This window comes from Streptomyces gelaticus (assembly GCF_014649535.1).
Classification (GTDB): domain Bacteria; phylum Actinomycetota; class Actinomycetes; order Streptomycetales; family Streptomycetaceae; genus Streptomyces; species Streptomyces gelaticus.
Window position 1 is genome coordinate 108,007 of record NZ_BMTF01000011.1, and the last position, 25,380, is coordinate 133,386.

At 70.1% G+C, this 25,380-nt stretch carries 19 protein-coding genes; 14 read left to right on the forward strand and 5 right to left on the reverse strand.

Translation table 11 applies throughout. From position 1 onward, the window contains the following. Nucleotides 1-187: 187 nt before the first annotated feature. Nucleotides 188-679, reverse strand: a complete 492-nt coding sequence (locus IE107_RS17960; protein WP_373302461.1) for a GNAT family N-acetyltransferase — start codon at nt 677-679, stop codon at nt 188-190. A 670-nt stretch (nt 680-1,349) separates the two neighbouring features. Here IE107_RS17960 and IE107_RS17965 point away from each other — a divergent pair. The 8 genes from IE107_RS17965 to IE107_RS18000 all read left to right on the forward strand — a co-directional run bounded on the left by IE107_RS17965 (nt 1,350) and on the right by IE107_RS18000 (nt 11,050). Continuing rightward, entirely contained in the window at nt 1,350-2,789 is a 1,440-nt protein-coding gene (locus IE107_RS17965; RefSeq protein WP_189544805.1) for an NAD(P)/FAD-dependent oxidoreductase, read from the forward strand. Then, nucleotides 2,786-3,631 carry a N5-glutamine methyltransferase family protein gene (locus tag IE107_RS17970; protein ID WP_189544806.1) on the forward strand — a complete coding sequence of 282 codons (846 nt, stop codon included), beginning with the start codon at nt 2,786-2,788 and terminating at the stop codon, nt 3,629-3,631. Before IE107_RS17965 ends, IE107_RS17970 begins: the two co-directional genes overlap by 4 nt. Next, nucleotides 3,628-4,893 (forward strand): aminotransferase class I/II-fold pyridoxal phosphate-dependent enzyme, encoded by a 1,266-nt coding sequence (locus tag IE107_RS17975; RefSeq protein WP_189544807.1) that lies wholly within the window; start codon nt 3,628-3,630, stop codon nt 4,891-4,893. Before IE107_RS17970 ends, IE107_RS17975 begins: the two co-directional genes overlap by 4 nt. A gap of 79 nt (nt 4,894-4,972) precedes the next feature. Further along, nucleotides 4,973-6,172, forward strand: coding sequence for an MFS transporter (locus IE107_RS17980; RefSeq protein ID WP_189544808.1), 1,200 nt, complete (start codon nt 4,973-4,975; stop codon nt 6,170-6,172). After that, nucleotides 6,169-7,407: an ATP-grasp domain-containing protein gene (locus IE107_RS17985; protein WP_189544809.1), complete on the forward strand. Its 1,239-nt coding sequence runs from the start codon at nt 6,169-6,171 to the stop codon at nt 7,405-7,407. Before IE107_RS17980 ends, IE107_RS17985 begins: the two co-directional genes overlap by 4 nt. After that, nucleotides 7,404-8,675: an AMP-binding protein gene (locus IE107_RS17990; RefSeq protein ID WP_189544810.1), complete on the forward strand. Its 1,272-nt coding sequence runs from the start codon at nt 7,404-7,406 to the stop codon at nt 8,673-8,675. Before IE107_RS17985 ends, IE107_RS17990 begins: the two co-directional genes overlap by 4 nt. A 99-nt stretch (nt 8,676-8,774) precedes the next feature. Continuing rightward, entirely contained in the window at nt 8,775-9,779 is a 1,005-nt protein-coding gene (locus IE107_RS17995; RefSeq protein WP_189544811.1) for a prephenate dehydrogenase dimerization domain-containing protein, read from the forward strand. Next, on the forward strand, nt 9,779-11,050 hold the full coding sequence (locus IE107_RS18000; RefSeq protein WP_189544812.1) for an ATP-grasp domain-containing protein: 1,272 nt from the start codon (nt 9,779-9,781) through the stop codon (nt 11,048-11,050). The genes IE107_RS17995 and IE107_RS18000 overlap by 1 nt, the downstream gene beginning before the upstream one ends. Nucleotides 11,051-11,958: 908 nt before the next feature. Here the strand turns inward: IE107_RS18000 and IE107_RS18005 are convergent. The 4 genes from IE107_RS18005 to IE107_RS18020 all read right to left on the reverse strand — a co-directional run bounded on the left by IE107_RS18005 (nt 11,959) and on the right by IE107_RS18020 (nt 18,325). Beyond that, the gene (locus IE107_RS18005; protein ID WP_189544813.1) at nt 11,959-12,369 is read right to left on the reverse strand and encodes a CU044_2847 family protein; all 411 of its coding nucleotides are present in this window, start codon (nt 12,367-12,369) and stop codon (nt 11,959-11,961) included. Nucleotides 12,370-12,407: 38 nt separating this feature from the next. Then, nucleotides 12,408-12,692: an LppP/LprE family lipoprotein gene (locus IE107_RS18010; RefSeq protein WP_189544814.1), complete on the reverse strand. Its 285-nt coding sequence runs from the start codon at nt 12,690-12,692 to the stop codon at nt 12,408-12,410. A gap of 280 nt (nt 12,693-12,972) precedes the next feature. Continuing rightward, nucleotides 12,973-17,088, reverse strand: a complete 4,116-nt coding sequence (locus IE107_RS18015) for an nSTAND1 domain-containing NTPase (RefSeq protein ID WP_189544815.1) — start codon at nt 17,086-17,088, stop codon at nt 12,973-12,975. 478 nt (nt 17,089-17,566) lie between these two features. Next, nucleotides 17,567-18,325 (reverse strand): GntR family transcriptional regulator, encoded by a 759-nt coding sequence (locus IE107_RS18020; protein ID WP_189544816.1) that lies wholly within the window; start codon nt 18,323-18,325, stop codon nt 17,567-17,569. 264 nt (nt 18,326-18,589) lie between these two features. Here IE107_RS18020 and IE107_RS18025 point away from each other — a divergent pair, with 264 nt between their 5' ends. The 6 genes from IE107_RS18025 (at nt 18,590) to IE107_RS18050 (ending at nt 25,275) form a co-directional block, all read left to right on the forward strand. Continuing rightward, complete coding sequence (locus tag IE107_RS18025; protein WP_189544817.1) at nt 18,590-19,699, forward strand: ABC transporter substrate-binding protein; 1,110 nt, start codon at nt 18,590-18,592, stop codon at nt 19,697-19,699. Further along, nucleotides 19,696-20,622, forward strand: a complete 927-nt coding sequence (locus tag IE107_RS18030; RefSeq protein ID WP_189544818.1) for an ABC transporter permease — start codon at nt 19,696-19,698, stop codon at nt 20,620-20,622. Before IE107_RS18025 ends, IE107_RS18030 begins: the two co-directional genes overlap by 4 nt. Next, complete coding sequence (locus IE107_RS18035; RefSeq protein ID WP_189544819.1) at nt 20,610-21,437, forward strand: ABC transporter permease; 828 nt, start codon at nt 20,610-20,612, stop codon at nt 21,435-21,437. Before IE107_RS18030 ends, IE107_RS18035 begins: the two co-directional genes overlap by 13 nt. Beyond that, on the forward strand, nt 21,434-22,567 hold the full coding sequence (locus tag IE107_RS18040) for an ABC transporter ATP-binding protein (protein ID WP_229867048.1): 1,134 nt from the start codon (nt 21,434-21,436) through the stop codon (nt 22,565-22,567). The genes IE107_RS18035 and IE107_RS18040 overlap by 4 nt, the downstream gene beginning before the upstream one ends. A 133-nt stretch (nt 22,568-22,700) precedes the next feature. Continuing rightward, the gene (locus IE107_RS18045; protein ID WP_268246604.1) at nt 22,701-23,390 is read left to right on the forward strand and encodes an HAD family hydrolase; all 690 of its coding nucleotides are present in this window, start codon (nt 22,701-22,703) and stop codon (nt 23,388-23,390) included. 4 nt (nt 23,391-23,394) lie between these two features. Then, a complete protein-coding gene (locus tag IE107_RS18050) occupies nt 23,395-25,275 on the forward strand; it encodes a phosphocholine-specific phospholipase C (RefSeq protein ID WP_189544821.1) in 1,881 nt (626 codons plus the stop codon). Nucleotides 25,276-25,380 lie beyond the last annotated feature (105 nt).

Genomic DNA, 25,380 nt, shown 5'->3' on the forward strand with positions numbered 1-25,380 from the left:
CCGTTCCGGCGAAAGCGCACGGCCTCAGCAAGTCCCGGCCTGGATTCGTTCCCACCTGAACCGGAATAAAGAAAGCGCTATTCCGGACACAGTGAGTCCGATAGTCATCACGGAGAAAATCAGCCTTAAATCTGTCCGAAAATCGCGGCCGCACCCTCCGGCGCCGGAGGGTGCGGCCGTCGTCGGCCTAGTCGGTCCCCGCAGGTTCGATCTCCCGGGCGAGGATCGCGTAGACGTACTCGCTGCCCCAGCCCCGGTCGTCGCGGTCGTTCTCGATCAAGTGGGCCTCCCGGCGCATCGAAAGCCGCTCGCAGATCCGCACGGAGGCCGTGTTGTCCGCGTCGATGCGAGCGAACAGGCGGTGCACGGAAAGCTGTTGAAAGGCCAGGTCACGCAGGGCGAGCGCGGCCTCGGTGGCATACCCCCGGCCCCCGTGGTCCGGGTGGAAGACCCATCCGATCTCGGCCTGCCCGGCGTACGCGCTCGACAGCGAGACCATCACCTCGCCGATCACCCCGGGAGTGTCGTGACGGCAGACCGCCAGCGTGAGGCTGTCGCCGTCCTCCTTCCAGTGGGTGCCCTGCCCGATGCGTCCGATGACCTCCGCGCAGCGCGCGCGATCACGCGGCGGCCGGTAGAGGTACCTGGCCACCTCGGGCAGACCTTGATACGCGTACATGTCGTCCAGATCATTCTCCGCGAACAGCCGGAGAACCAGCCGATCCGTTTTCAACGGCTCTGAGAAGACAGTCGCATTCATACTCATCCGGCTTCCTCGGAAAATCCATGATTGACGTGCCAACATCAGCAACTTAGACTCCACTGCGCTACCTGACCAGGGGCATCTGCAAGCGGGGGACGCTGTGTGATGCGGCGGCGTGGACGATGTGTCAGTCCTGGGCGTGTGTGGGGCTCACAGCACTCCACCGCCCACTTCTCACCGATCACCCTCATACGGCTCCGAACAGACGGACAAGCGGCACGGCAGTACCCGGGCCGCCGTCCGGTCGCACAACGATGTGCTCTCCCACCGCACTTCACGCCCCGGTGGCAGGCGGCGTGCACGCGGTGAAACAGCGGGCGGCCGCGGTCACCCGCGACCGCAGGCCGCCCCGGCGAACGGGGTCGGCAAGGCTCGCCGCCCCGGTGCCGCGCCGGCCCTCCCCCGCCCCGCGATCCCTGTCCCCCGCTACGGCGCAATGCCCTCCGTCTTGTCGGCCGCCTTCGTCCCGGGCGGCCCGGCCGGAGTGACCGTTCCAGGCACTACGACATCCGCATACGTCCCTTTCTCACGGTTGGAGCACGCGCCCGAGCGGCGCCATGCCCTGCCCGAAGACACGAGGAGAATCATGCACGCAGGGCCACAGCAGACCGCCGTCGTCGTCGGCAACGGGGCGGTCGGCGCCTCGATCGCTTACGAGCTGAGCAGCCGCGGTTTCCACGTCACGCGCGTGGGCCGGGAGAACCGTCCGTACGCCGCCTCCCTCGCCGCCGGCGCGATGCTCGGCTGCTTCGGCGAGGTCACCACCTCGCTGCTGGCCAGTGACCACGGGCGTGCCAAGCTCGACATGGACCACCGGGCCCGCCGCTACTGGAACGAGTGGGACGAGCGCCTGAGCCAGGACTCGGGCGACTCCCGCACCCTCTTCAGCGCCGACGGGACGTTCGTCCTGCTCAACACGATGGGCTCGGCCCCGGTCGACTCCGGCAACTACCGCGCCATCGAGGCGACGCTGCGGGAGTACGAGGAGCCGTACGAGACCGTCGACCCCGAGGAACTGGACTGGCTGGCGCCCAACGACCTCTCCCGTTCGCTTCGCGGCATGTTCATCCCGGGTGAACGCGCCGTGGACTCGCACCGGTTGCTGGTCAAGCTCGACCAGGCGCTGGTGAAGGCGGGCGGCAAGATCGTCGATGCCGAGGCACTGGGTGTCCGGGTGGCGAACGGTCGCGCGACCGGTGTCGAGCTGGTGGGCGGGGAGGTTCTGCCCGCCGACCACGTCGTCGTGGCCGCCGGAGCCAAGTCCCTCACATTGCTGGACGAGGTGGCCGAGGCGCGCGCCAAGATGCCTCCCATGGTGAGCGGCTACGGGGTCTCCGCGCTGGTGGAGACCGAGGACCGCGCGCTGCCCTCGTCCGTGGTACGCACCCCCAACCGGGCCTTCGCCTGCGGCCTGCACGCCGTGCCGCGCGCCGACGGGGTGCTCTACCTCGGGGCCACCAACATCATCTCCGAGCAGCCGCGCCGCTTCGCCGCCGTGGGAGACCTCCAGTTCCTGCTCGGCTGCGCCGTGGACCAGCTGCACACCAGCCTCTCCGAGTCCTTGCTGCTGTCCGTGCAGGTCGGCAACCGGCCCGTGCCCGCCGACGGCTTCCCCCTGATCGGCGCTGCCGGAGCGGAGGGCCTGTGGCTGGCCACCGGCACCTACCGCGACGGACTGCACCAGTCGCCGCTGCTGGCCCGGCACATCGCCACGCTCATCGAGGGCGGCACCAGCGAGTACGACTTCCTGTCGTCCTTCTCGCCGGTCCGCGCTCCGCTGGCCGGCGGGACCCGGGAGCAGGTCGTGACGACGACGGTCGAGCACATGATGGCCACCGGCTACGAGTACCGGTGGAACGTCGCGCCCGAGTGGCCGCCGCGCATCGAGCGGCACCTGCGCCGGTTCTACGGTGCCCTGGTGGAGGAGCTGCACCCCTCGTTCACTCCCCCCGCCGAGCTGGTCGCCGCCATGACCGACGGCATCCGCGCGTCCCTCACGCGCTACTACGGGGCGTGGGCCTCATGACACAGGAGCTGACACGATCGGCCCGCGAAGCGGCCCGCACCCGCCTGACCGACGCAGGGGTGTGGGACGTCGAGGGCGACCTGGACGCATTACAGGAACGCTTTCTCGCCCCGGGGACGCCCACGGCGACGGCCCGCTTCGAGGCCGCCGTCGCGGAACGCTGCCGACGTATTCCGCTCGGCCACATCATCGGTTCGGCGTCGTTCGACGGACTGGAACTCGTCGTCGGCAGCGGCGTGTTCGTGCCCCGGCACGAGAGCACCGCACTGGTGGCCTGGGCGGCCGACGAGAAGACCCTGCCGTACGAGGGCACCGCGCTCGACCTGTGCTCCGGCGTCGGGGCACTCGGCCTCGCCCTGTCGCGGCGCCGCCCCGACGCGGCAGTGACGTGCGTGGAGCTCGACGACACCTGTCTGCAGTACCTGAACCGCAACACGGCGCGCCACCAGGCCGTGCTGGGCAGGGTCTCCGTGCACGCCGCCGACCTCACGGAGCCGGGCTGCCTCGACGCGTACCTCGGTACGACCGATCTCGTCATGGCGAACCCGCCATACGTCTCCCCCGATGTGCGGCTGCTGCCCGAATGGTCCGAGCACCAGCCCCGGGCCGCCGTCTACAGCGGTGCCGACGGCCTCGACCTGATCCGCCGGATCGTGGTCCTCGCCGCCGCGGCGCTGCGTCCGGGCGGGCATCTGGCGCTCGAACACGACCGGGCTCAGCCCGAGCAGGTGCGCGAGCTCCTGCGCGGTGACTCCTTCGAGGAGATCACCACCTTCACCGACACCGCCGGCGAGCCGCGGATCACCGTCGCCCGCCGCACCGACCACGGAGGTACCGGGTGAGCGCGGACCGGACACCGCAGAACTGGCTGACCACCCGCAGGGACCGCACGTCATCGGCCCTGGACCAGTGCTTCGCCGAGGGGCTGACCGGGCACACCGTGGTTTCCCGCGACCGCAAGCGGGTCACCCTCCAGGACGGCACGACGGCCACGGAGTTCGTGTCGTGCTCCTACCTCGGTCTGGAGTCCCACCCCGCGCTGGGGCAGGCCGTGGTCGAGGCCGTCGGCCGCTTCGGTGTGCACCTGTCGTCCTCGCGCAACCGGATGCGGCCCTCCTACCTCCCCGAGCTGGAGGAGCTGCTGGCCCGCATCTATCCGGGCACCTGTCCCTGTGTGTTCACCTCCACCAGCAACGTCCATCTCGGCGTGCTGCCGCTCCTGGCCTCGGGGTCGCTGCCCAGCTATCCCGTACAGGGCGGACCCCATCTGTTCGTGGACCGCACCGCTCATGCCTCGATGCAGGTACTGCGGGGAATCTTCGCGCAGTTCGGGCCGGTCGACCGGTTCCGCTCGGAGGATCCCGCCTCGGTGGACGAGTCGCTCCAGCGGGCCACCGCAAAGGGCCGCACCCCGGTCTTCCTGGTGGACGGTGTCGGTTCGATGAACGGCCTCGTCCCCGTGCACGAGCTGGCCCGGCGGGCGGCTTCCGCCGGCGGCTACCTCTACGTCGACGACGCCCACGGCATCTCCATCGACGGTGCCGCGGGCTGCGGTTACGCCTTCGACGCGCTGGGGGGCAAGCTCCCCCACAACGTCGTCCTGGCCGGCTCCCTGTCCAAGGGCTTCGGCGGCTCGGGCGGCTTCCTCCTCGTCGCGTCCGGCGAGGACGTCGCCGTCGTCAGGAAGCTCGCCAATCCGCTGGTCTTCGGCCACTCGGTGATGGTGCCGATGATGGCGGCCAACGTCGCGGCGGCCCGTATCCACCTCTCCCCCGAGATCACCGGACTCCAGGCGGGGCTGTGGGCGAACGCCGCCCGGCTCGACGAACTGACCGGCGGGAAGCTGTCCAACGCGGGGCTCCGCACCCCGGTGCGCGGCGCGGTGTTCGGCACCGAGGAGGAGGGGCTGCGTGCCGTACGACGGCTCAAGGAGCGTGGCGTGATCATGCTCCCCGCCTTCTACCCCACGGTGGCACAGGGCCAGTCCCTGCTGCGCTTCGCCCTCTCCGCACTGCACAGCGAGGAGGACCTGGCCCTGCTCGCGAACACGCTGGAGGAGAGCGGCCACTACAGCGGCGGTCAGGAGCTCGACGGCCGTGACTGAGCAATCCACTCCGCCTGCCGCGGCGGATCGGCCTGCTGCGCCCCGCCCGGGGCTGGGGCCACTGGTACGTCCCATCGCCGTGTCCCACTTCGTCACCCATCTCGGCGACGGTCTGTTCTATGTCTGCGCGGCGCTGTACTTCACCCGGGTGGTCGGACTGGACGCGGTCGCCTACGGTGCCGCGCTCACCGCGTCCTGGCTGCTGGCCATGGTGCTCAGCGTGCCGGTCGGCCATCTCGCCGACCGGTTCGAGTCCCGGAACGTGGCCACCACCCTGCTCGCCGTGGCCGGTCTGTCGGTCTGCCTGTACCTCGTGACCTCGAACGTGCCGCTGTTCTTCGTGGGGGCCTGTCTGCTGGCGGTCTCCACGCAGGGCACCCAGTCCGCCCGCTCCGCCCTGGTGTCCCGCTCGTTCCCCGCCGAGCAGGTCACCAGGGTGCGGGCGGTACTGATCTCGACCGCCAACGCGGGTCTGGCGGTGGGCGCGATGCTGGGCGCGCTCGTCATCGCCGTGGACACCGGCACCGCGTACCGGGTGGCGTTCGCACTGGACGCGGCGACTTTCTTCCTCGCCGCCGTGCTGCTGCTCAAGGTCCCGGCGACGCTGCGCACCGCGCCGGGCTCCCCGGCGGGCGGCACGGCGACCGCAGTCAAGGGCTCGCCGCTCCAGGTGTTCCGCGACCGGGGCTACGTCGCCGTCGGCGTCGTCAACCTGCTCCTGACGCTCCATGTGCCCCTGATCGACGTGGCCCTGCCGCTGTGGATCGTCCGGGAGACACAGGCTCCCGACTGGAGCATCGCCGCCGTCTTCGTCATCAACACCGCTCTGGTGGTGGTCCTGCAGTACCGGGTGTCGCAGACCGTGACCAGCATCGACGCCGGCCTGCGCAGCCTGCGTACCGGCGGACTGCTGCTGTTCGCGGGAATGGCGCTGTATTCCCTGTCCGGGCTGCCCTCGTCGCCCTGGGGGGCGGCGGGACTGCTCGTGCTGGCGGTCTCGGTCCTCACCTTCGGGGAGATGCGGCAGAGCTCCAGCATGAACGAGATCAGCTTCCGGCTCGTACCCGACGGCAGGTACGGCGAATACCAGGGCTTCTTCGGCATGGGCTCCACCATCGCCGAGGCGATCGGTCCGCTCGCCCTCACCTGGCTCCTGCTGTCCCACGGCTCCTGGGGGTGGCTGGTGCTCGGTGCGCTCTTCCTCGTCGCGGCCCTGGCCATGCCCTACTGCGTCGCCCTGGCCCGACGCTCCCCGCTGACAAGGGAGAACGCCCTGTGACACCGTCCCCGCCCCGCCCCGTGCTCCTGCTGCTCAGCGGCAGCCGCCGGGTCGTCGACAAGGCCCTGGGCCTCGGCCTCGACGTGGTGCACCTCCAGGCGCCCACCATGGCCGACCCCTCGCTGGACCCGCTGTGCCTGCGCTCGGTCGGCGTCGATCTGCTCGATGTGCCCGCCGTACTGGCCGTCGCCCGCACACTGCACGAGGAGTTCGGCTTCGCCGGGGTGTGCAGCAATCACGAACCCGCCTGCACGGCCGCCGAAGCGGTCGCCCTCGACCTGGGGCTGGTCGCCCCCGGAACCGGGGTCGCCGCGCTGCTGCGCGACAAGGCCCGAACCCACGAGGTGCTCGACAAGGACCCCTCGCTGCGCACCCCCTGGGCCCGGCTGAACAGCCCGGAGGACGCCCTCGGGGTCGCGGAGACCGCCGGGTGGCCGCTGATCCTGAAACCCGTCGACGGCTCCGCCAGCCTGGGGGTGCTCAAGGTCGACGGCCCGGACGGACTCGACGCCGCGTGGCAGCGGGTGAAGAGCACCCTGCGCAACGACCACCACTACCACGAGGTGCTGCCCGTGACCGGCTACCTCGTCGAACCCTTCGCCCCCGGCGAAGAGTTCAGCGTCGAGACGTTCAGCGTCGGCGGAAGCCACGAGGTGCGGGCGGTGGTACGCAAACTCGTGGGAGGCTCGTTCGTCGAGACCGGCCACCTCGTCCCCGCCGGACTCGACGCGGAGCGGCACCGGGCCGTCGTCGACCGTGTCGTCGCCTTCCTCGACCACGTCGGTCTGCGCGAGGGGCCCGCCCACACCGAGGTCATCGTCGGCGAGGCGGGCATCCACCTCGTCGAGTCCCATGCCCGTACCGGAGGCGACGAGATCCCCGCCCTCCTCGCCCTGGTCACCGGGCGGGACGTGGAGGCCGACATGCTCGCCCACGCCTGCGGTGTGCCGCTGCCACCCGCCGTACCACCGCTCGGAGCCGCGGCCGTCAAGCGATACCTGCTGGCGGACCGCACCGGCCGGGTCACCGCGGTCGAGGGCGTGGCGGAGGCCGTCGCGCTGCCGGGCGTGCACAGCGTGCGCATCTGGACGAGCCCCGGCGACACGGTGCGCCCGGCGACGGCGAGTTGGGAGCGGCTCGGCGAGATCGTCGCCGTGGGCTCCACCACCGCCGCGGCCACCGCGGCCGCCGAGGGGGCCTGCCGGACCATCACCCTACGGATGGAGGAACAGTGAGGCTCCTCGCGGATCTCACACTGCCACGGCCCGAGCTGCTGACCGTCCAGGCGGAGAACCTGGCGCTCATGCGCGACGCCGTGCGCCGCTCACGCACCTGTACGGCGCTGCATCCGTACGAGGGCTCCCTGACCCCCGAGGGCCTGCCGCAGGTCCCCCTCACCAGCCGCGACCGGCTCGCCGAGTGGAGCATGGATCCCGGCACTCCGAACCGCATCACCGAGGGGGACATCCGCCTGGTGCTGCGTTCGAGCGGCTCGTCGGGCCGGGTACGGACCCTGCTGCACGACCGCCCCTTCAACGAGCGGGTCGAGGCGATCGGCGCGCGCGGCCTGTGCCTCGACGGACTGGGCACCAACCCCTTCGTCCTCAACTCGCTTGCTCCGGGCGACCTGTTCGGGGGCTTCGGCTTCGCCGATGCGGTGCTCTCCCGCCGCGGCGCGGCCGTGCTCCCGGCCGGGACGTCCATGCCCGCGCACCATCTCGCCGAGCTGATCACCGATCTCGACGTCGGCGCGATGGTCGCTCTGCCGGGATACGTCGAGCGCATGCTGACCGAGATCCCTGCGGAGATGCAGAAGCTGCGCACGCTGTACTACCTGGGCGAGCGCATGGCCTCGCCGGCCGCCGAAGCGCTCGCCGCGGCCGGCTGCGCCGTGCGCTCCTTCGCGTACAGCACCACCGAGACCGGGCCCATCGGGTACCAGTGCAGCCATCTCAGCGGCGCCGACCACCATGTGCACGAGGACCTCGTGATCGCCGAGGTCGTGGACGACGACGGCCGGCGGCTGCCGGACGGTGTCCCCGGCATGCTCGCGGTCACCGTGCTGGCCGACACCGGCACCGCGCTGGTGCGCTATCTCGTCGGCGACCGTGCCAGCCTCCGGCCTTCCGCATGCCCTTGCGGCTCGACGGCCCAGGTGCTGCGCATCGGGGCCCGCGACGACGTGTCGGCCAACCTGATCGGCACCGTGGTCACCCGCTCCATGTTCGACACCGCGCTCGGCCTGCCGCCGGACGCCCGCTACCAGGTCGCGTACGGCTCGGAGCGGGGACTGCTGCGGCTGACCCTGCGCGGCGCCGCCCTGCACGGCCTGACGGACGAGGCGGTACGGACCGCCCTCGGCCGGCACCAGACCCTCCGCAAGGTCGTCGGATCGGCGGTCTTCGCCGGCCTCACGGTCGATGCCGGGACGGCACCACGGATCACGGCCCGTGCCAAGGCCCCGTTCTTCTGGAGCGAGGAGGACGGCGATGACCGCGCCTAGGGTGGTGCAGGGCGAGACCGCGGCGGCGCGGGTACAGACCCTGGCCGAGCCGGGCGTGCCCCGTTCCGGGCGGCGCGGCCGGCAACGGGAGGGCGAGGCATGAGCGACACGACCGCAGGACCTGCGGCGGCCCACCGGCGGATCGTGCTGCTGGGCGCGGCCGGCACGGTGGGCCGCTGGTACCGCACCCATCTGACCGGTGCCGGGGACACCGTGACCACCGCCGGCCTCTCCGCCGGCACGGACCACGACGAAGACGTGCGCATACCCTCGGCGGGCCTGCGCTCGGCCGTCGCCGCCGCCGACGAGGTGGTGCTCGCCCTGCCCGAGGACGTCGCCGCGGCGTGCCTGCCGTGGCTGGCGGAGTCGGCCCGCCCCGAGGCGGTGATCGTGTCGACCTGTTCGGTCCAGCTGCCGCTGTTCGAGGCCGCGTCGGAACTCGGGTTCCGCCCACGGCTGCGTGGCGTCAACCCGATGTTCTCGCCCACTCTGCCGTCCAGGGGCCAGTCGGTGGTGGTGATAGCCCCGGAGTCCGCGTCCGGCGCGGACCCGCATGTCAGCCGGCTGTCGGCGCGTCTCGGAGCCGGGTCCATGACGGTCTCCGTCATGGACCCGGCCGGCCATGACGCGGCGATGTCCGTGCTCCAGGCGCTGCCGCATGCTGCGATCCTCTCGTTCGTGGACGCGCTCCTGGCCGCGCCGGTGGACGTGGCCGCCCTGATGCGGATCGCACCGCCCCCGGCCCGCACCCTGGCGGCGCTGGCCTGTCGCATCCTGGCGGCCCCGCCCGAGATCTACTGGGACATCCAGCGCGCCAACGCGGAGGGCAGCGCCCGCCGCAAGGAACTGATGTCCTCGCTCCAGGGACTCGACTCGCTCGTCGATGCGGACCGGGCCGCCGGCTTCCACGCCGCCCTCGCGTCGGCGGCGGAGCAACTAGGCCCGTACGCCGCCGAGGGCGCCCAGGAGTGCCAGGACCTGTTCGAGCTGATCCAGCGGCGCAGGACGGCACGGCAGACGGGAGCCGACTCGTCACCGGGTACCGCACCCACGGTGGTCGGCACCCGCACCGACCCCACCGAAGAGCAGCCGGGAGACCGATGATGTCCGCAGCCCCTCCGCCCCCCGCGAACACCGAACACCACCTCGCCGTCTTCGGTGACCTCTTCGACATCCCCGACCGGGCCCTCAAGACACTCGGCGACGGCGTCCGGATCACCCTGTTCGTCCCCCGGTCGCGGCTGGCGGCCTGCGACGGCGTCGAGCACGCCCACGCAGTTGTCGCCCTGGCCGACGACGCCGACGCGACGGCGTGGACCGAAGCCGTACGGGCCGTGCACGCCGCGGTGCCGCTGACTCATGCCCTGGCCCTGGTCGACCACTTGGCGTACGAGGCGGCCGTGGCGATGTCGGCCATCGGCATACCCTTCCACGCGCCGACGACCATGGAGCGGGTGGCCGACAAGGCGCTGATGCGCCGGGCGCTCGACGAACGGGGCCTGTACCCGGTGCCGTTCCGGCTCGCCACCGGCCTCGACGAGGCGCGCGCCGCCGCCCTGGGGATCGGACTGCCCTGCGTCTTCAAGCCGGTGTCCGGTACCGGCAGCGCGGGGGCGGTCATGGTCGGCGACGAGAAGGAGATCGCCGCCGCCCACCACGAGGCGTCCGGACACGGCCAGGACGTGCTGGTCGAAAAGTTCATGACGGGGCCGCAGTACAGCGTCGAGGCGCTCTCGGAGAACGGCCGGCATCTCGTGCTGGCCATCACGCGCAAGTACTCGGATCCCGCCACCCTGGTCGAGCTCGGCCATGTCATGCCGGCCCCCCTCTCCGAGGACGAGGCGGCCGCCGTGTCCCGGTGCGCCGAGGACGTCCTGGACGCGGTGGGCCTGACGTACGGGCCGAGCCACACCGAGGTGATCCTGGGCCCGGGAGGACCGGTCCCGATCGAGACGCACGCCCGGGTGGGCGGTGACGACATCTGGCTCATGGTGCATGCCGCGACCGGCGTCGATCTGGACACGGTCCAGCCGGACCAGGCCCTCGGCCGGAACGTCCTCGACGAGGCGCTCTCCGCCCTCCGGACCCACGCGCCCCGACGCCCCTACCAGGCTGTGTGGTTCGGGGCGGCTCGCGAGGCGACCACCTTCACCGGCGCGGACCTCCCCAGCGGCGAACACGTCCAGGTCACCGCCCTGCGCGCGGAGGGCGACCCGGTGCGACCGCTGGCCTCGACGAACGACCGGGCAGTGAAGGTACGCGCGACCGGAACCACCGCGGAGGAGGCCCTGACCCTCGCCCGCGAAACGGCCGCCGAGGCCTGCGCCGCCCTTTCCCTGGACCTGTCCCTGACCGATCCCTCACGCACGCTGTGACGACACCCGCGGCACCGAGCGCAAAACCGTACGTCGCGTCGGAATGCCTGCCTCCTGTGCTGTGCCATGAAGGTTAAACGCTGTTGCTGCCGAAGGCTGACGATCAGTAGATTCACGTCGTCATGAGGACGCGAATTCTGAGGTTCGGCCTGTACGCGGACGAGCAGGGGCTGGCATGGGTCAGGGAACTCGTCGACCGGAGTGCGGGTCTCCGGAGCGCCCGGATCGTCAGGGCGGACGTTGCACGCACCTGTCCCGACAGCGGCCTGACGACCGCCGAAATGTACGATTTCCTGGCGGAACAGTGGGCCCTCGAACATCCCGGTCAGCACAGCGGCGAGCGGGAAGCAGTCGAACTACGTGTCCAACTGGCGTGTTCCCTGCGGACCTGGCGAGCGATCCGCAAGGCAGTGATTGCGGCTCTGTGTCCGGAAGCAACGGCACCCCACACATGCCGAGTTCCGTGGTGCGCCGGCTGAACCGGTGCGCGGTTCCCTGCGACGGTTCCTGACACCGCGACGGCGCCGCCGCCGTCGGTCGCCGGGAATTCTTCCGGGGCCACCGCCGTCGGCAGACCGGCCGACGGCGGCCGGGTTTCAGCGGCGGGACAACCGCCCGGGCCGGACGCCCGCCATCTCGTCCCCGGTGGCCTCACGGCGCCACGCACGGCCTCTGCCCGCATGGACGTACGGCCGGCTGTGGCCGAGGACCTCGATCGAGTCGCTCTCGTCCCACCGTCCCGTGCAGCCGGGGCATCTCGTGGCCGTCCTGGTCCGCTGTGACGCCTGGTGTCGGCCAGCTGGCCCGGCGTAGTCGGGCGTTGACCGCGGGCAGCGAGGCCCGGTGGTCGATGAGATGGTCCGTCGCACCGTGACCTCCGAGCTCACGCACGGTCGGCACCTGGGCATCTACTGCTCGGCCTGTGGGGTGGCGGCGGAGTCCCATTCCATGGCAACCCGGAAGTTGGCCTCCGTCGCAGCCTTGGCCACCATCACGCCTGCCTCCGCCGACAGCTTGATGGCCACCTCGATCGTCACCTTGTCGGGCTTTCGCGGCAGGTCGGTCAGACGCGTGAGCGACTGAGCCCCGAACTCCCGGATCTGGTCCAGCGCCTCTTCGATGGACGATCCGGCACGGCCCAGGATCTGGTTCGCCCGTTCACCTCGCCCGACGGGCCGCGGCCCCTCGGGACCGAACGGGGATCCGTTCGTACCGCGTTCCTCGCGCGGCGGCGGAACAGCGGCGTCGGCTTCGGTTTCCGCTTGGATGGGCAGGACGCCGCCCTCACCGAAGGTGAGGTACACCACCTGGTCGGACATGGGAACTCCGTTTCGTAGCTCGTCAACTTCTCGGATGTTCAGATGTTCTGCTCGCCGTTGGCGTCGCTGGGCACCGGCGGATCGATCGTCAACTTCCCTCCCTCCGCCGTGGCCCTGTGGAACCGAGGCTCTCCGGTCGGGCAGCAGTAACTGTCGCCGGGGCTGTACTGCGGGAACTCCAGCCGGACCTGGCGTCCGTCCTGGGAGACGATCTCTGCCTTGCCCGCGTCCACCGCGCCGAGCATCCGGTTGTCCAGGAAGAAGTAGATCCGCAGACAGCGTCCGGTCCCGCTGTCCCGGCACACGCTCTCGATCGCCCGCAAAGGTCCGGGCGCCGCCTTCGTGACGAGTGACTGGTAACCGTCCCTGCGAATGGCCTGGTTGGCGGCGGTCAGGTCGAAGGGCCCGTCGGGGCCATTCTCTTCCTGTGACGCGGGACTCGATGGGGCGAGGGACCAGCCCCCTTGGGCAGGGGGTGCGCTCGGCGCGGGAGCTGGGGCGTCGCCGCTGCAGCCGACGAGCAGAACGGCCAGGAGTGGTAAGGCCGCCAGTCCCGACGTGGGAGGTCGCACGGGGTGACTCCAGGGGGGTGGGGAGAGGACGTCAGCAGGGGTCGGCGAAGGGAAGGTCGGGAAAGCGCGGCGGGTCGGCGCCGCGCGTGAGTTCGGTCAGCCTGCACAGTTTCTGGCGCCAGGTTTCCGGGTCGGCCAGCAGCACCTTGACGTCCGAGTTCATTCTCAGCACCGCGAGCCGGTCCCCGGAGTCGGACAGCAGGACCGTCGGCGGGTCGAGATGCTGCCCGGAGACCACCTTCGGGTGTTGCTTGCCGGCGGGGAACGACCAACTGGCCAGCCGACGCGGCCAGGACCGGGTCAAGGCCGCAGCCCCGGCGCCGTCCAGCGCGGCGTGGGCGGGCAGGTACTGCGGCTCCCCGACGGGCTCTCCGGTGTCTACGCGGGCCGACACGGCGATCGGTTGTGAACCGTCGGTCGTGGCACTGCCGGCGATGACGGCCACATCGGGTTCGTCCGGGTCGAAGATGATCGTGTCCGCTCGGCCGACGGGGTACGGGCCGCGCGGGGGCCCGATCGTCCCACGGTCGAGGTCGATGAGCTGAAAGGCGTTCCCACTGCCGGACGAGACAACGACCTGCGGACGGCCCGGACGGGCGAACAGGCCCTCGGCGGAAGACTCGTCCTCACCGTCCAGTTCCCATGCACGTATCTCCGCACCTGTCGTTCCGAGCACCCGCAGCGACCGGCCCTGGCGCACGACCAGGCGGCCGTCGTCGAGGACGGCCGGGTAGGCGCGAGCCGAGACCTCGGGCAGCTCCAGCAGTATGGGCGGACCCACGGGTGTGAGCGTGGGCAGGGAGTAACGCACGGTCGTCCAGGCCCGGCCCTGTCCCTGCCCGGCGCTCTTCCCCGTGATGACGAGTGTGGACTCGGTGGAGTCGACGGCCCACGCCAACGGGCCGGTCAGACCCGTCGTGCGGCTCTGCCTGAGCCGGCCGTCCGGGCCCGTCCGCTGCAGGGTGCCGTCCCCGCGCAGGGTCAGCAAGGCGTCGTCGCCGCGCAGGAAGCGCATGCCGACGACACGGGCCAAGGAACGCTCGCGCTCCCGGGGCAGCCGGGTCACGCGCACACTCCTGCCCCTCGCCTCGGCCAACAGACCCCCCGAAGCGCCGACGGTGGGTACCCCCTCGGACCGACCCGCAGCCCGTGCCCACAGCTCCCGTCCCTGATACAGGACCAGGTCGTACGCGGCCGTTCGGTCGTCCGGCCGTGAACTGGCCACTGTCTGCAGATAGACCACACGGTCGCCTGCGAGAGCGGCCACCGGCAGACACATGCCGTACGAGGCGAACCTGCCGACGGGACGACCCGTATCCGGCTCCAGCAGGACCGTGCGGTCACCTCGGCACGTGACGGCGTACGAGCGCGGGCCGACGACCATCTCCTGCGGCTCCACGCCCCACGGCAGGCCGGGCCGCTCATCGCCATTGGCCTCGGCGGCGGGCGGCAGCACCGGCTCGGTCACCCGGCGGGACCTCGGATCCCACAGGCGCCAGCCTCCGGCGCCCTGGCGCCGGTCGAGGCCGGCCACGGCCCTGCCACTGGCGGTGAACCCCAGGGTGGAGACCGCGCCGCCCGTCACCTCGGAAGCCTCCCAGGCCGTGCCGGATCCGCTTGCCACGTCCCACCAGCCGACGCGCACCGACTTCTCACGCACCGCCGACAGATGCCGACCCGTCGCGTCGAGGGCCACGGCAGTGACCTTCCCGCTGCGCGAGTCAGTGCTCTCGGGAACCCGCCACGTGCCGACGAGCCGCCAGGAACCGGTCTCGCGTACCGTGACGACGCCGTCGCCGCGCCCCGTCGCCACCCGACGGCCGTCCTCGCTCACGGCCAGGCTCACGACGCCGGTCTCGTCGACGGCGGGTGAGCGTGCGGGCCTGGAGACGTCCCATGCGGTGAACCTGCTGCTCTCCTCGCGTACGAGCACCCATCGGTCACCCGCGACCTGGGCCTGGGAAACGTTCGAGGCCGCGGGCAGGAAGGTGGCCGTGCCGTGGTTCTCCAGCAGATCGGCCAGGACGTGCTGCACTCCAACCTGCCCCTTGGCACGGTGGATGACGAAGGCGTCCTGGGCCAGGGCTGCCGGTTCGTTGTCACCCCGGCGCATCTCGGCCGCCGATGCCAGTGCATCCGCGCCTGCCTTGCGGTACTGCTCGGGCAGTACCTTTGTGAGTACCACCACCAGCAAGGCCGCCAGGATGAGCAAGGCGACGACCACCCCCGCGTTCCGTAACCGGCGGTTTCTGCGGCGTCGGGCCTGCGCTGTCGCGTGGTCGCGGCTGCCTGCGATGAAGAGCAGTTCGGCCGCGTCGAGTTCGACCCGGTAGGACTCCGCGAAGCGTTCGCCGCGTTCCAGCTCCTGGCCGCCCAGATATGCCTCCGGCTCGTCGTCCCGCTGCCACCGGGCCAGGGCGGGACGGAGGGAACCGTCACGCCAGACGAGGAAGTCGCGCCGCTGGTGGAGCCAGTCGGCCAGGAGAGGCCAGCGCGTGATCAGTGCGTCATGCGCCAGTCGTACGGTCGTACGACCTTCCGGGTCCTCGTCAATGTCCAGAAGGGCGGTTCTCGCCAGACGCCGGGCAAGGTCACTCAGGACGTCGTCGAGGTCGTCGGCGGAGACCGTCGCCCTCGTGTCCTGACCCGGTTCCGGCCCCACCCGCACCAGCCTGGTCAACAACCTTGGCAGCTGCGCCCGTTCGGCTGTCGAGAGACTGGCCACCTGCTCCTCGACATAGGTCAGCAGGGTCTTGGCGAGACCTCCGATCCTGCGGTAGTCCTCCAACTGCACGACCGGCGCTTCGGCCTCCTGCCACATCCGGGTGGCAGTGAACTGCAGCAGGGGGAGGTTGGCTCCACTGGACGGCCGGCCGTCGGTCTTGGCGGCGTCCTCCACGAGTTGGTCCACGACCTGCTCGGAGAACCGTACGTAGCCAACCCGCCGGGCCGGTTCCGCGACGATCTGACGCAGTCCGTCGGCGGAGATCGCATGCAGATGGAAGACGTTCTCGGTCACCTCGCGGACATGGGCAGCCGCCAAGTCCCCGAAGTCAGAGCGCAGACAGGTCAGGATCCGCAGTCGATAGCCGCGGTCGTGGTAGGTCTGCGCCTCCGAAAGGAGCAGTTCGAACAGGGCCTTCGCGTCGTCCGGCGCTCGCAGGAGAAGCTCTTCGAGCTGGTCGACGACCATGACTACCGGCCCTGCGGCGGACAGCCCGGACAGTGCCCCCGCAAGCCCTTGCTCCTCTATCACCCGGGTGAGCCGGTCGACGTCCCAGTCCGCTCTGCACTCCCCGACCAACGGAGAGGGCAACGCGGCAAGCGCCGTGGCCACGCGGCGGGCCGGAGAGAGCCCGGCCATGCCCGTGTCGAGGAAGGCGACCTGGTGCCCCTGTGCCCGCAGCCGTGGGGTGACGCCTGCCCTGACCAGTGAGGACTTCCCCATCCCTGGGTGGGCGGCCACAGTGGTGAGGGCACTCCCCTTCACCCTGCGGCAGACCGTCTCGGACTCCTTGTCGCGGCCGAAGAAGACCTCCGCATCCGCTTCACCGAAAGCGGCAAGACCACGGTATGGGGAGGGAGGGCGAACGATGTCGGACAGTCCGCACAGGTCGATGACACGGAAGATCGGGATCGCGTAGGCGGTGGTGTACTCAACCTTGCTCTCGCTGGACCTGACCAGGGCAACGACAGCCGCCTGACCATCGATCCACACGCCCCCGCCGCTGTACCCGGGCAGGATGCCCCACTTGGCGTGCGGCTGTACATCCAACTGGTACGAGTGACCCCCGATTGCCCCCTTTACGCTCCCGTCCACCCACAATCCGTCGTCACGGTGCACCGGCATCCCGTAGACCTGGAATTCCGCCTGCGGCGGCAGCCGCCCTTCGCGCCAGATGGGCGGTGGAGCCGCGCCGGGCACAGGATCGTCCAGCAGCTTCAGACATGCCACGTCCTCGGGGCCGTCCGGACCGACGGGTCTGCCCACCGTCACCTCGGCCCGTAACGCCCGGCCCAACGCCAGCTGTGGGAAGTCGACTTCAACGACCTGCCCCGGAGCGGAGGAGCCGGTGATCGTCTCGACGACGTGCGCAGCGGTCACCACGTGGCGGGGGCCGAGCAGCACACCAGCGCCTTCCGGCACGCCGCCGGAGTGCAGCATTCGCACCATGGCGCGTTCTGCCGCAGACTTGTCGTCCCCCCGTCCCACCGGCTCCTCCACCTGCCCCCCGTCGCCGACTTGTCGGTCAGTGTGCCAGACGCACGTCATTTGTTGAGTAGCAGCAGCGTCATCACGACAGGCGAGACGACGGTCATCAGCACGAAATCCGTCACGTCGCGTTACGCCCTCCAGGGCGATCGGACGGGGCAAACCCGAGCCGTTGCGGTGATACCGATACCAGCGGGCAGGCCACCGCCGAACCTCGGGAATCCGCAGCTCAGGCAGCGTTGTCGACGTCTACCTGTTACACCCACCGAGAACAGGTCGAACCGACGGGCACTGATGGTGCAGCCGTCCTCAACCCGGTCAAGTGGCCATTCCCGCCCGTGGGTCGGCATGACCGGGACGCCGGGTGCTGGTCAGGCCAGCAGGCTGCCTCGGCCCCTGGCGGAGCGATCAGTCAGCCTCGCCGGCGCGACAGAGCCGTTGTCGCCACTGAATTGTGCACCGTAAAGGCAACCGTGCCCGGCAGAAAGCGGTCGTCCGACCACAGCAACGGTCTGCCCGAGTGGTCCGTGGCCCGCCGGCGCTCTCGCATCAGCGGCGCGTCCTGGTTGCAGCCGAGCAGGCGCGCATCGTCGGCGTCGGCGTGGACGAGATCAATGGTGTGTTCTGTGTCTGCGAACACCACTCCCTCCTCCGTCAGCAGTTCGGTATGTGAAATCGCATGGGGATCAAGGCCGGCGATCATGGCACCGATGTGCTCGGGGTAGAGGGTCCGCTCGATCATGATCGGGACACGTGACAGCGTCCGTAGCCGCAGCACCCGGCATACCTGCGACCCGGGTTCGAGATTGAGTTGCTCGCACTCCAGCGGGTTGGCCGGACAACTAGTGACATCGATCGTGCGGCCTCCCGGTTCTTCTCCGAGTGAGCGTGCCCAGCGGGTGAAACTCAGCAGTTCGAAGAAGCTCTGGGTACGTGCGGTGCCGAGCACGACCCGCCGCGTGCCACGCCGGGATGTGACCAGGCCGTTGGCTCGCAGCACCGCCAATGCCTGACGGACGGTTCCGCGTGACACGCCGTACTGCTGGGCGATCTTTTCCTCACTGGGCAGACGGCCGTCCGCGCCGAAGGCGCCGGCAGCTATGGCCTCACGCAAGCTGGCCGCCAACTGCCGATACCGGGCTTCGGCGGTGCCGCCCCCCGCGACTGCCATGTCGTTCCCCTTCCCTCAGCCGCCCATCGACGCTCTGACGTGACCCTATCCGCTCCCCGGGCGTGGCTCACCGGCAAGGCGCTCTCGTTGCGTGACCCGCGATCTCTTCCGGAGAAGCTCCCCGGCTCGTACATCGGCGTTCACCTCCCGTACACAGCCCCCCGAGGTAATGAGTCAAGTTGTACAGACAACTCCACCTCTTCCCAGGAGAACCCTGTGAGACTGCACCGCGCTCGCTCTGCGGGCCTTGTCTGCTCCGTCGCCATGGCCGCGCTTGGGCTCAGCGCATGCGGCTTGACCAGCACAAATGAGACCGATGGCGGCGGCAGCAAGGCCGTGGCCGCCACTTCGGCAGCGGACTTCGGCGGCATGGACGCCCTTGTCGCTGCCGCGAAGAAGGAGGGCAAGTTGAACGCCATCGCCCTTCCCCGTGACTGGGCGAACTACGGCGAGATCATCGACACCTTCGAGAAGAAGTACGGAATCAAGGTCGAGGTCGAGAATCCCGACGCCTCCAGCCAGGACGAGATCAACGCGGTGACCTCCCGCAAGGGCCAGGACCGGTCTCCGGACGTCATCGACGTGGGCAGTGCCTTCGCCATCAGCGCCGCCGAGCAGAATCTGTTGGCGCCGTACCAGGTCAGCGCGTTCGACCAGATCCCGAAGGCACAGAAGGACGCTCGGGCTCGCTGGTACAACGACTTCGGCGGCTATGTCTCCATCGGTTGTGACGCGGCCCGCGTCAAGAAGTGCCCGAAGACGTTTTCGGACCTGCTGGATCCGCAGTACAAGGGCCAGATAGCACTGACCGGCAACCCGACGAAGTCCAGCTCGGCCTTCGGCGCCGTGTACGCCTCGGCACTCGCCGACAAGGGTTCCTTCGACGACATCAAGCCCGGCCTGGATTTCTTCGCCCACCTGAAGAAGGCCGGCAACTTCAATCCTGTCGAGTCGAGCCCTGCCACCATCCAGAAGGGCGAGACGCCGATCAGCATCACCTGGGACTACCTCAACACCGGGTACGCGGACGAGCTCCGCTCCAAGGGCGTCGACTGGAAGGTGAGCATCCCGTCCGACGGCGTGTACGCCGAGTACTACTCGCAGGCGATTGTGAAGTGGGCACCGCACCCGGCTGCGGCCCGTCTGTGGCAGGAGTTCCTGTACAGCCCCGAGGGCCAGAACCTGTGGCTCAAGGGCCACGCCCGGCCGGTCCTGATGCCCGAGATGCAGAAGTCCGGGACTCTCGACGCGACCTTCGCCACCGAACTGCCGCAGACACCTGGCAATGGCACCCCCGCCTTCCCCACCGAGGGTCAGATCAGCAAGGCCAAGCAGGCCGTCGTCCAAGGCTGGGCCCAGGCAGTCGCCGGATGAGCGCCGTCCAGACGGCCGGAGGTGGCACCCGGACCCGCTCCTTCAGCAACAGGGCCGGGCTCGGGTCGGCCTCGCGGCGCATTCCACGCTCGGCGAGGTGGCTCGGTGCCGCGCCGCTGCTCGTGTTCACCGCCGTGGTGTTCGGTGTGGTTCTCGGGACGATGGTCCTCGGCGCTTTCACAACACCGCAGTCCGCGCCGGGAGGGGCCCGCCTCACCGGCGCGAACATGAGCTCCTCGCTGCAGGGGCCCTACCTGACCGCGCTGCTCGGCAGCGTCAAACTCTCCGCCGTCTCCGCGTTGATCGCCACCGTCGTCGGCCTGCCGATCGCCCACGTGGTCGTGACCTCGCGATTCCGCGCCCTGCGCGAGGCGGTCCTGGCCGGGTCGGGCGTACTGGCGAACTTCGGCGGGGTGCCGCTCGCGTTCGCGTTCGTGGCCACGCTCGGCAACGCCGGTGTCCTGACGAGCCGGTTCAACCTGCTCAGCCATGGCTGGAGCTTGTACAGCTTCTGGGGTCTGACCCTGGTCTACCTCTACTTCCTGGTTCCACTCATGGTGCTCACGCTCACCCCGGCTCTGGAGGGGCTGCGACGGCAGTGGCGGGAAGCCGCCCACAACAACGGTGCGAACGCCTTCCGGTACTGGACGCATGTCGCGCTGCCGGTCCTCATGCCGTCGCTGCTCGGCGGCTATGTGCTGCTGTTCGGCACCGCGTTCAGCGCCTACGCGACCGCCGCGGCGATGGTCGGCAGCTCGGTACCACTGGTCACCATGCAGATCGCGGACGCGTTGTCCGGGAACGTCCTGGTCGGCCAGGGCAACATCGCGCTCGCACTCGGTGTCGACATGGTGCTGGTCGCGGGGCTCGTGATGGCCATTCAGCTTCCGCTGCAGCGAAGGAGCGCGCGATGGCTCGCCTGAACACGCTCCGATACGGGCGCGCCGCCGTGCTGACGCTCACCGGTGCGTACTTCCTCGTCCCGCTCGCATGTGCCGTCGCCTTCAGCATCGGCGCCGGCGTCCCAGGACAGGACATCGGCTTCGAGGCATACACCGGCATCCTCACCGCCGGCGGCTTCACCGACAGTCTGGCTCTGACCCTGGAGCTGGCCGCCGCCACCATCGTGCTCGTTCTGGGGCTGCTCGTGCCCGCTCTGATCACGGTCCGGCTGGCCGCACCACGCCTGCGCACCCTCGTCGAGATCGTGTGTCTGCTGCCGCTGGTCGTACCTGCCGTTGCCCTTGTCGCGGGATTCAGCGCGGTGTTGGGCTGGGGATCGGATCATTTCGTCGGAACGCCCCTCTTCCAAGTCCTGGTCGAACTCCAGAATCCGCAGTTCCCCCTCGTCCTGGTTCTCGCGTACACGCTGATGGCGCTGCCGCTGGCGTACCGCACGCTCGACACCGGGCTCGCGGCCATCGACCTGCGGGTGCTCGTCGAGGCCGCCCGGGCCTGCGGGGCGCCATGGCCGCGCACCCTTCTGCATGTCGTTCTGCCCAACCTGCGCGGAGCGCTGCTCAACACGGCGTTCCTCACCCTGGCGCTGGTGCTCGGCGAGTACACCGTCGCCGCGATCCTCGGCTACCAGCCCTTCGCCGTGTGGATCCTCGCCATCAGCGGATCGCAGGCCCAGATGTCGGTGGCCGTATCGGTGATGGGCCTGCTCGTCACCTGGGTGCTGCTGTTGATCATCGCCACAGCCGGACGCGCTCGCCGTCCCAAGGAGACCTCATGACCGACCTGATGACCGATCCCGAGACCATCAGCCGGACGCGGACCGGCGCCACCGTCGAGTTCCGTGGGCTGCGTCGCTCCTTCGGCGCCACGACGGCGCTGGACGGCCTGGACCTGACGGTCGAGCCGGGCGAACTGGTGGCGCTGCTCGGCCCGTCCGGTTGCGGCAAGACCACCGCACTGCGAACCCTGGCCGGATTCGAGCGGCCCGACTCGGGCAAGGTGCTCGTGGACGGCGAGGACATCACGGGCGTCCCCGCGCACCGCCGCAACGCGGGCATGGTGTTCCAGTCCTACAGCCTCTTCCCCCACCTGACCGCCATCGACAATGTCGCCTTCGGGTTGCGGATGAGCGGTATCGGCAGAGCCACGCGACGGGCTCGCGCCGCCGAACTCCTGGAGCTGGTCGGACTGCCGCAGCACGCCGGCCGCTTTCCGCACCAGATGTCCGGAGGCCAGCAGCAACGGATCGCCCTGGCCCGGGCTCTGGCGCTGCGGCCACGCGTACTGCTGCTCGACGAGCCGCTGTCGGCACTCGACGCACAGGTACGCCTGACGCTCCGTGAGGAGATCCGCCGTCTTCAGCAGCAACTCGGCATCACCACCATGTTCGTGACGCATGATCAGGAAGAAGCCCTCTCCATGGCCGACCGGGTCGCGGTGATGTGCGCCGGAAGACTGGAGCAGTGCGCGCCCCCGGCGGAACTGTACGAACGCCCTGCGACCGCGTTCGTCGCCGAATTCGTCGGCGTGATGAGCCGTATCCCGGCCCGTGCCGGAGCGGACGACGGGACCGTGGACGTGTGCGGCCGCACCCTGCCGGTCAACGGGACGCTGCCCGGCGCCGCCGAGGTCGCCGGTGGAAAGGGTGAAGTGGACGTGCTGGTAAGGCCGGAGGCGGTCGAGGTCACCGCGGACGGGGAGGGTACGTCCCGGATCGTGGGGGCGTCGTTCCTGGGCGCGACGACGCGGCTGACCGTGCGGCTGGCCGACGGCGGCGAGGTGACGGCCGATGTGCCGACCCACACCGCAACCACACTCCCGGTCGGTGCGGCGGTGACGCTGAGGCTGCCGGACCGCCCGGTGCTCGTGGACCGCCGCCGGGGGAACGGCGGCGGGGACAGGGGCTGACGACTCCCGCCGACGCCCGCCCGGACGACGCCGTCGGCCCGGATCGACCGCCCGACGCCCTGCGACCGAAGCGGTAAGCCTGCACATCCACCCGTTCCCTGCATCATTCGCCGCATCACCGGAGAAACTCGCCTTGAACCCTCGTACAGCAGCACCCGTTCTTCCCGCCGCTGTCCTTTTCGACATGGACGGCACGCTCGTCGACACCGAACGGCTGTGGTGGGCCGCAGTGCAACAGGTCGCCGACGGGCTCGGGCGCCCGCTGATCGACGCGGACATGCCGCATGTGCTGGGCCGCCCGACCGCGCACACCGCTGCTCACCTGCACCGCACCGGCGGCCCGGCGGCCCCCGGCCCCGGCGAACTCGCCACCGAGCTGGACGCCGCGTTCACCGCCCGTGTCGCCCGCGAGGTCGTCCCGCGCCCGGGCGTACTGCGCCTGCTGGACGAACTGGCCGCGGCCGGCGTCCCCGCGGCGATCGTCTCCGCTTCGCCGCGCCATGTCGTCGACCTGGTGAGCAAGGCGCTGGGCGAGGACCGGTTCGCTCTGACCCTCGCGGTCGAGGACACCGTCCGCACCAAGCCCGCGCCCGACCCGTACCTCGCCGCGGCCGCCGCTCTGGGCGTCGAACCGTACGCGTGCGTGGTCGTCGAGGACACGCCCACGGGTGTCGCCTCGGCCGAGGCAGCCGGGTGCGCGGTGCTGGCCGTGCCCTCCACCGTACCGATCCGGCCCGCGGCCGGCCGTACGATCCTCGACTCCCTGGAGCGCGCCGACCTGGCCCTGCTCGCCTTCCTTCTTACGCCGGCGGAAAGGAACTAATGCCATGGACGACATCCGCCACGTCGTGATCCTGATGCAGGAGAATCGCAGTTTCGACCACTACTTCGGCACGCTGAACGGTGTGCGCGGGTTCGACGACCGCCAGGCCCTGACGTTCCCGAACGGCGACAGCGTCTTCCGCCAGCCCGCCCTGGCCCGGCCCGACGGCGGGTTCCTGCTGCCGTACCGGATGGACTCCACGAAGTTCGACGCGCAGAACGCGGATGGCCTGCCGCACGACTGGGAGAGCGGTCACGAAGCCATCAACAACGGCGCGATGAACCGCTGGACGTCCGCCAAGGGTGAGCAGAGCATGGGCTACCTCACCCGTGAGGACATCCCCTACCAGTACGCGCTGGCCGACGCCTTCACGTTGTGCGACGCGTACTTCTGCTCACTGGCCGGGCCCACCAGTCCCAACCGCCTCTACCTGTGGACCGGCACGGTCGGCCCGGGCCGCGACGGCACGACCGGTCCGTGGATCGACAACACACCGCTGCCCGAAAGCCCGGTCTGCGACTGGACCACATACGCAGAGCGCCTGTCGGCCGCCGGCATCACCTGGCGCGTCTACCATACGCCCGGCCTGGACGAGCGCTACGGCAACTACGAGGACAACGCCCTCGAGTACTTCGGCCAGTTCCACAACTTCGACAAGAACGACCCGCGTCACATCAACGCGATGACGAAGTGGGACCTGTCGGCGTTCGATGCGCACTGCAAAGACGGCACCTTGCCGACGGTGTCCTGGCTGGTCTCGCCCTACCTGTTCTGCGAGCATCCGACCGCCAGCCCCGCCTATGGCGCGCATTGGGTGAACACCGCTCTCCAGTCGCTGTTCGCGAACCCGGAGGTATGGCGGCACACGGTGTTCCTCGTGATGTACGACGAGAACGACGGCTACTTCGACCACGTGGTGCCGCCGTTCCCACCCACGGGAACCCCTGACGAGTTCGTGGACGGGCAACCGATCGGGCTGGGCAACCGCGTCCCGATGTGGGTGATGTCGCCATGGTCGCGCGGCGGCTGGGTCAACTCCCAGGTCTTCGACCACACCTCCGTGCTGCGCTTCCTGGAGCTCGTCACCGGCGTGCGGGAGCCCAACATCTCGCAGTGGCGCAGAGCCGTGTGCGGTGACCTCACGAGCTGTTTCGACTTCGCCCGCCCCGACTTCTCGATCCCCGTACTGCCGGACACACACGCACTCGTGAAGCGAGCCGATGCGGCGTCGGAACTGCCGGCGGTAGAGCTCCCGGCGCCGGGCGCGCAGATCGTGCCCGCCCAGGAGCCGGGCGCACGCCCGCGTCGTCCGCTGCCCTACCGCCCTTGGGCCGACATCACCATGGACCGCGCCACCGGCAAGGTCCTGTGCACTCTTGCCAACGAGGGAACGGTGGCCTTCCCCTTCACGGTGTTCCCGAACATCGCGCGACCGTTCGCCGGAACGCCGTTCACCGTCGAGCCGCACAGCACCGCCGCCTATGTCTGGGACGCGGTACGCACCGGCGGACGGTACGACTTCACGGTCCACGGCGCCGACGGCTTCGTCTGCCGCTTCGCGGGGACGGTGGCGGGGGCCGACCGGACCGAAGCCGCTGTGCCTCGGGCGGCGGCAGTCCTGGGAAGCAGTGATCACGAGGCGTGGGTCGATCTGCTGCTGAGCAATGACGGCACGGCCACGGTGTGCTTCACGGTCACCCCGAACGACTTCGGCGGCACGGCGCGCACTCAACCGGTCGGCCCGCGCGAGCAAGTCGGCCTGAGGTGGCCTGCGGACGGCGGGCGGTACGACATCACCATCACCGCTGACAGTGACACGGGCTTCGCCCAGCGATACGCGGGGACAGTGCACGCAGCGCTCAACGAGAACCCTTCGAGATTCTGATCAATAGGCGCTGATCGGGTACTGCCGTGGGCCGGCCGGATTCCAGTCCGCGGCAGATCACCCGCCTGCCCGTCCCGGCGAGCCGCCCGCCCGAACGGGCAAGGG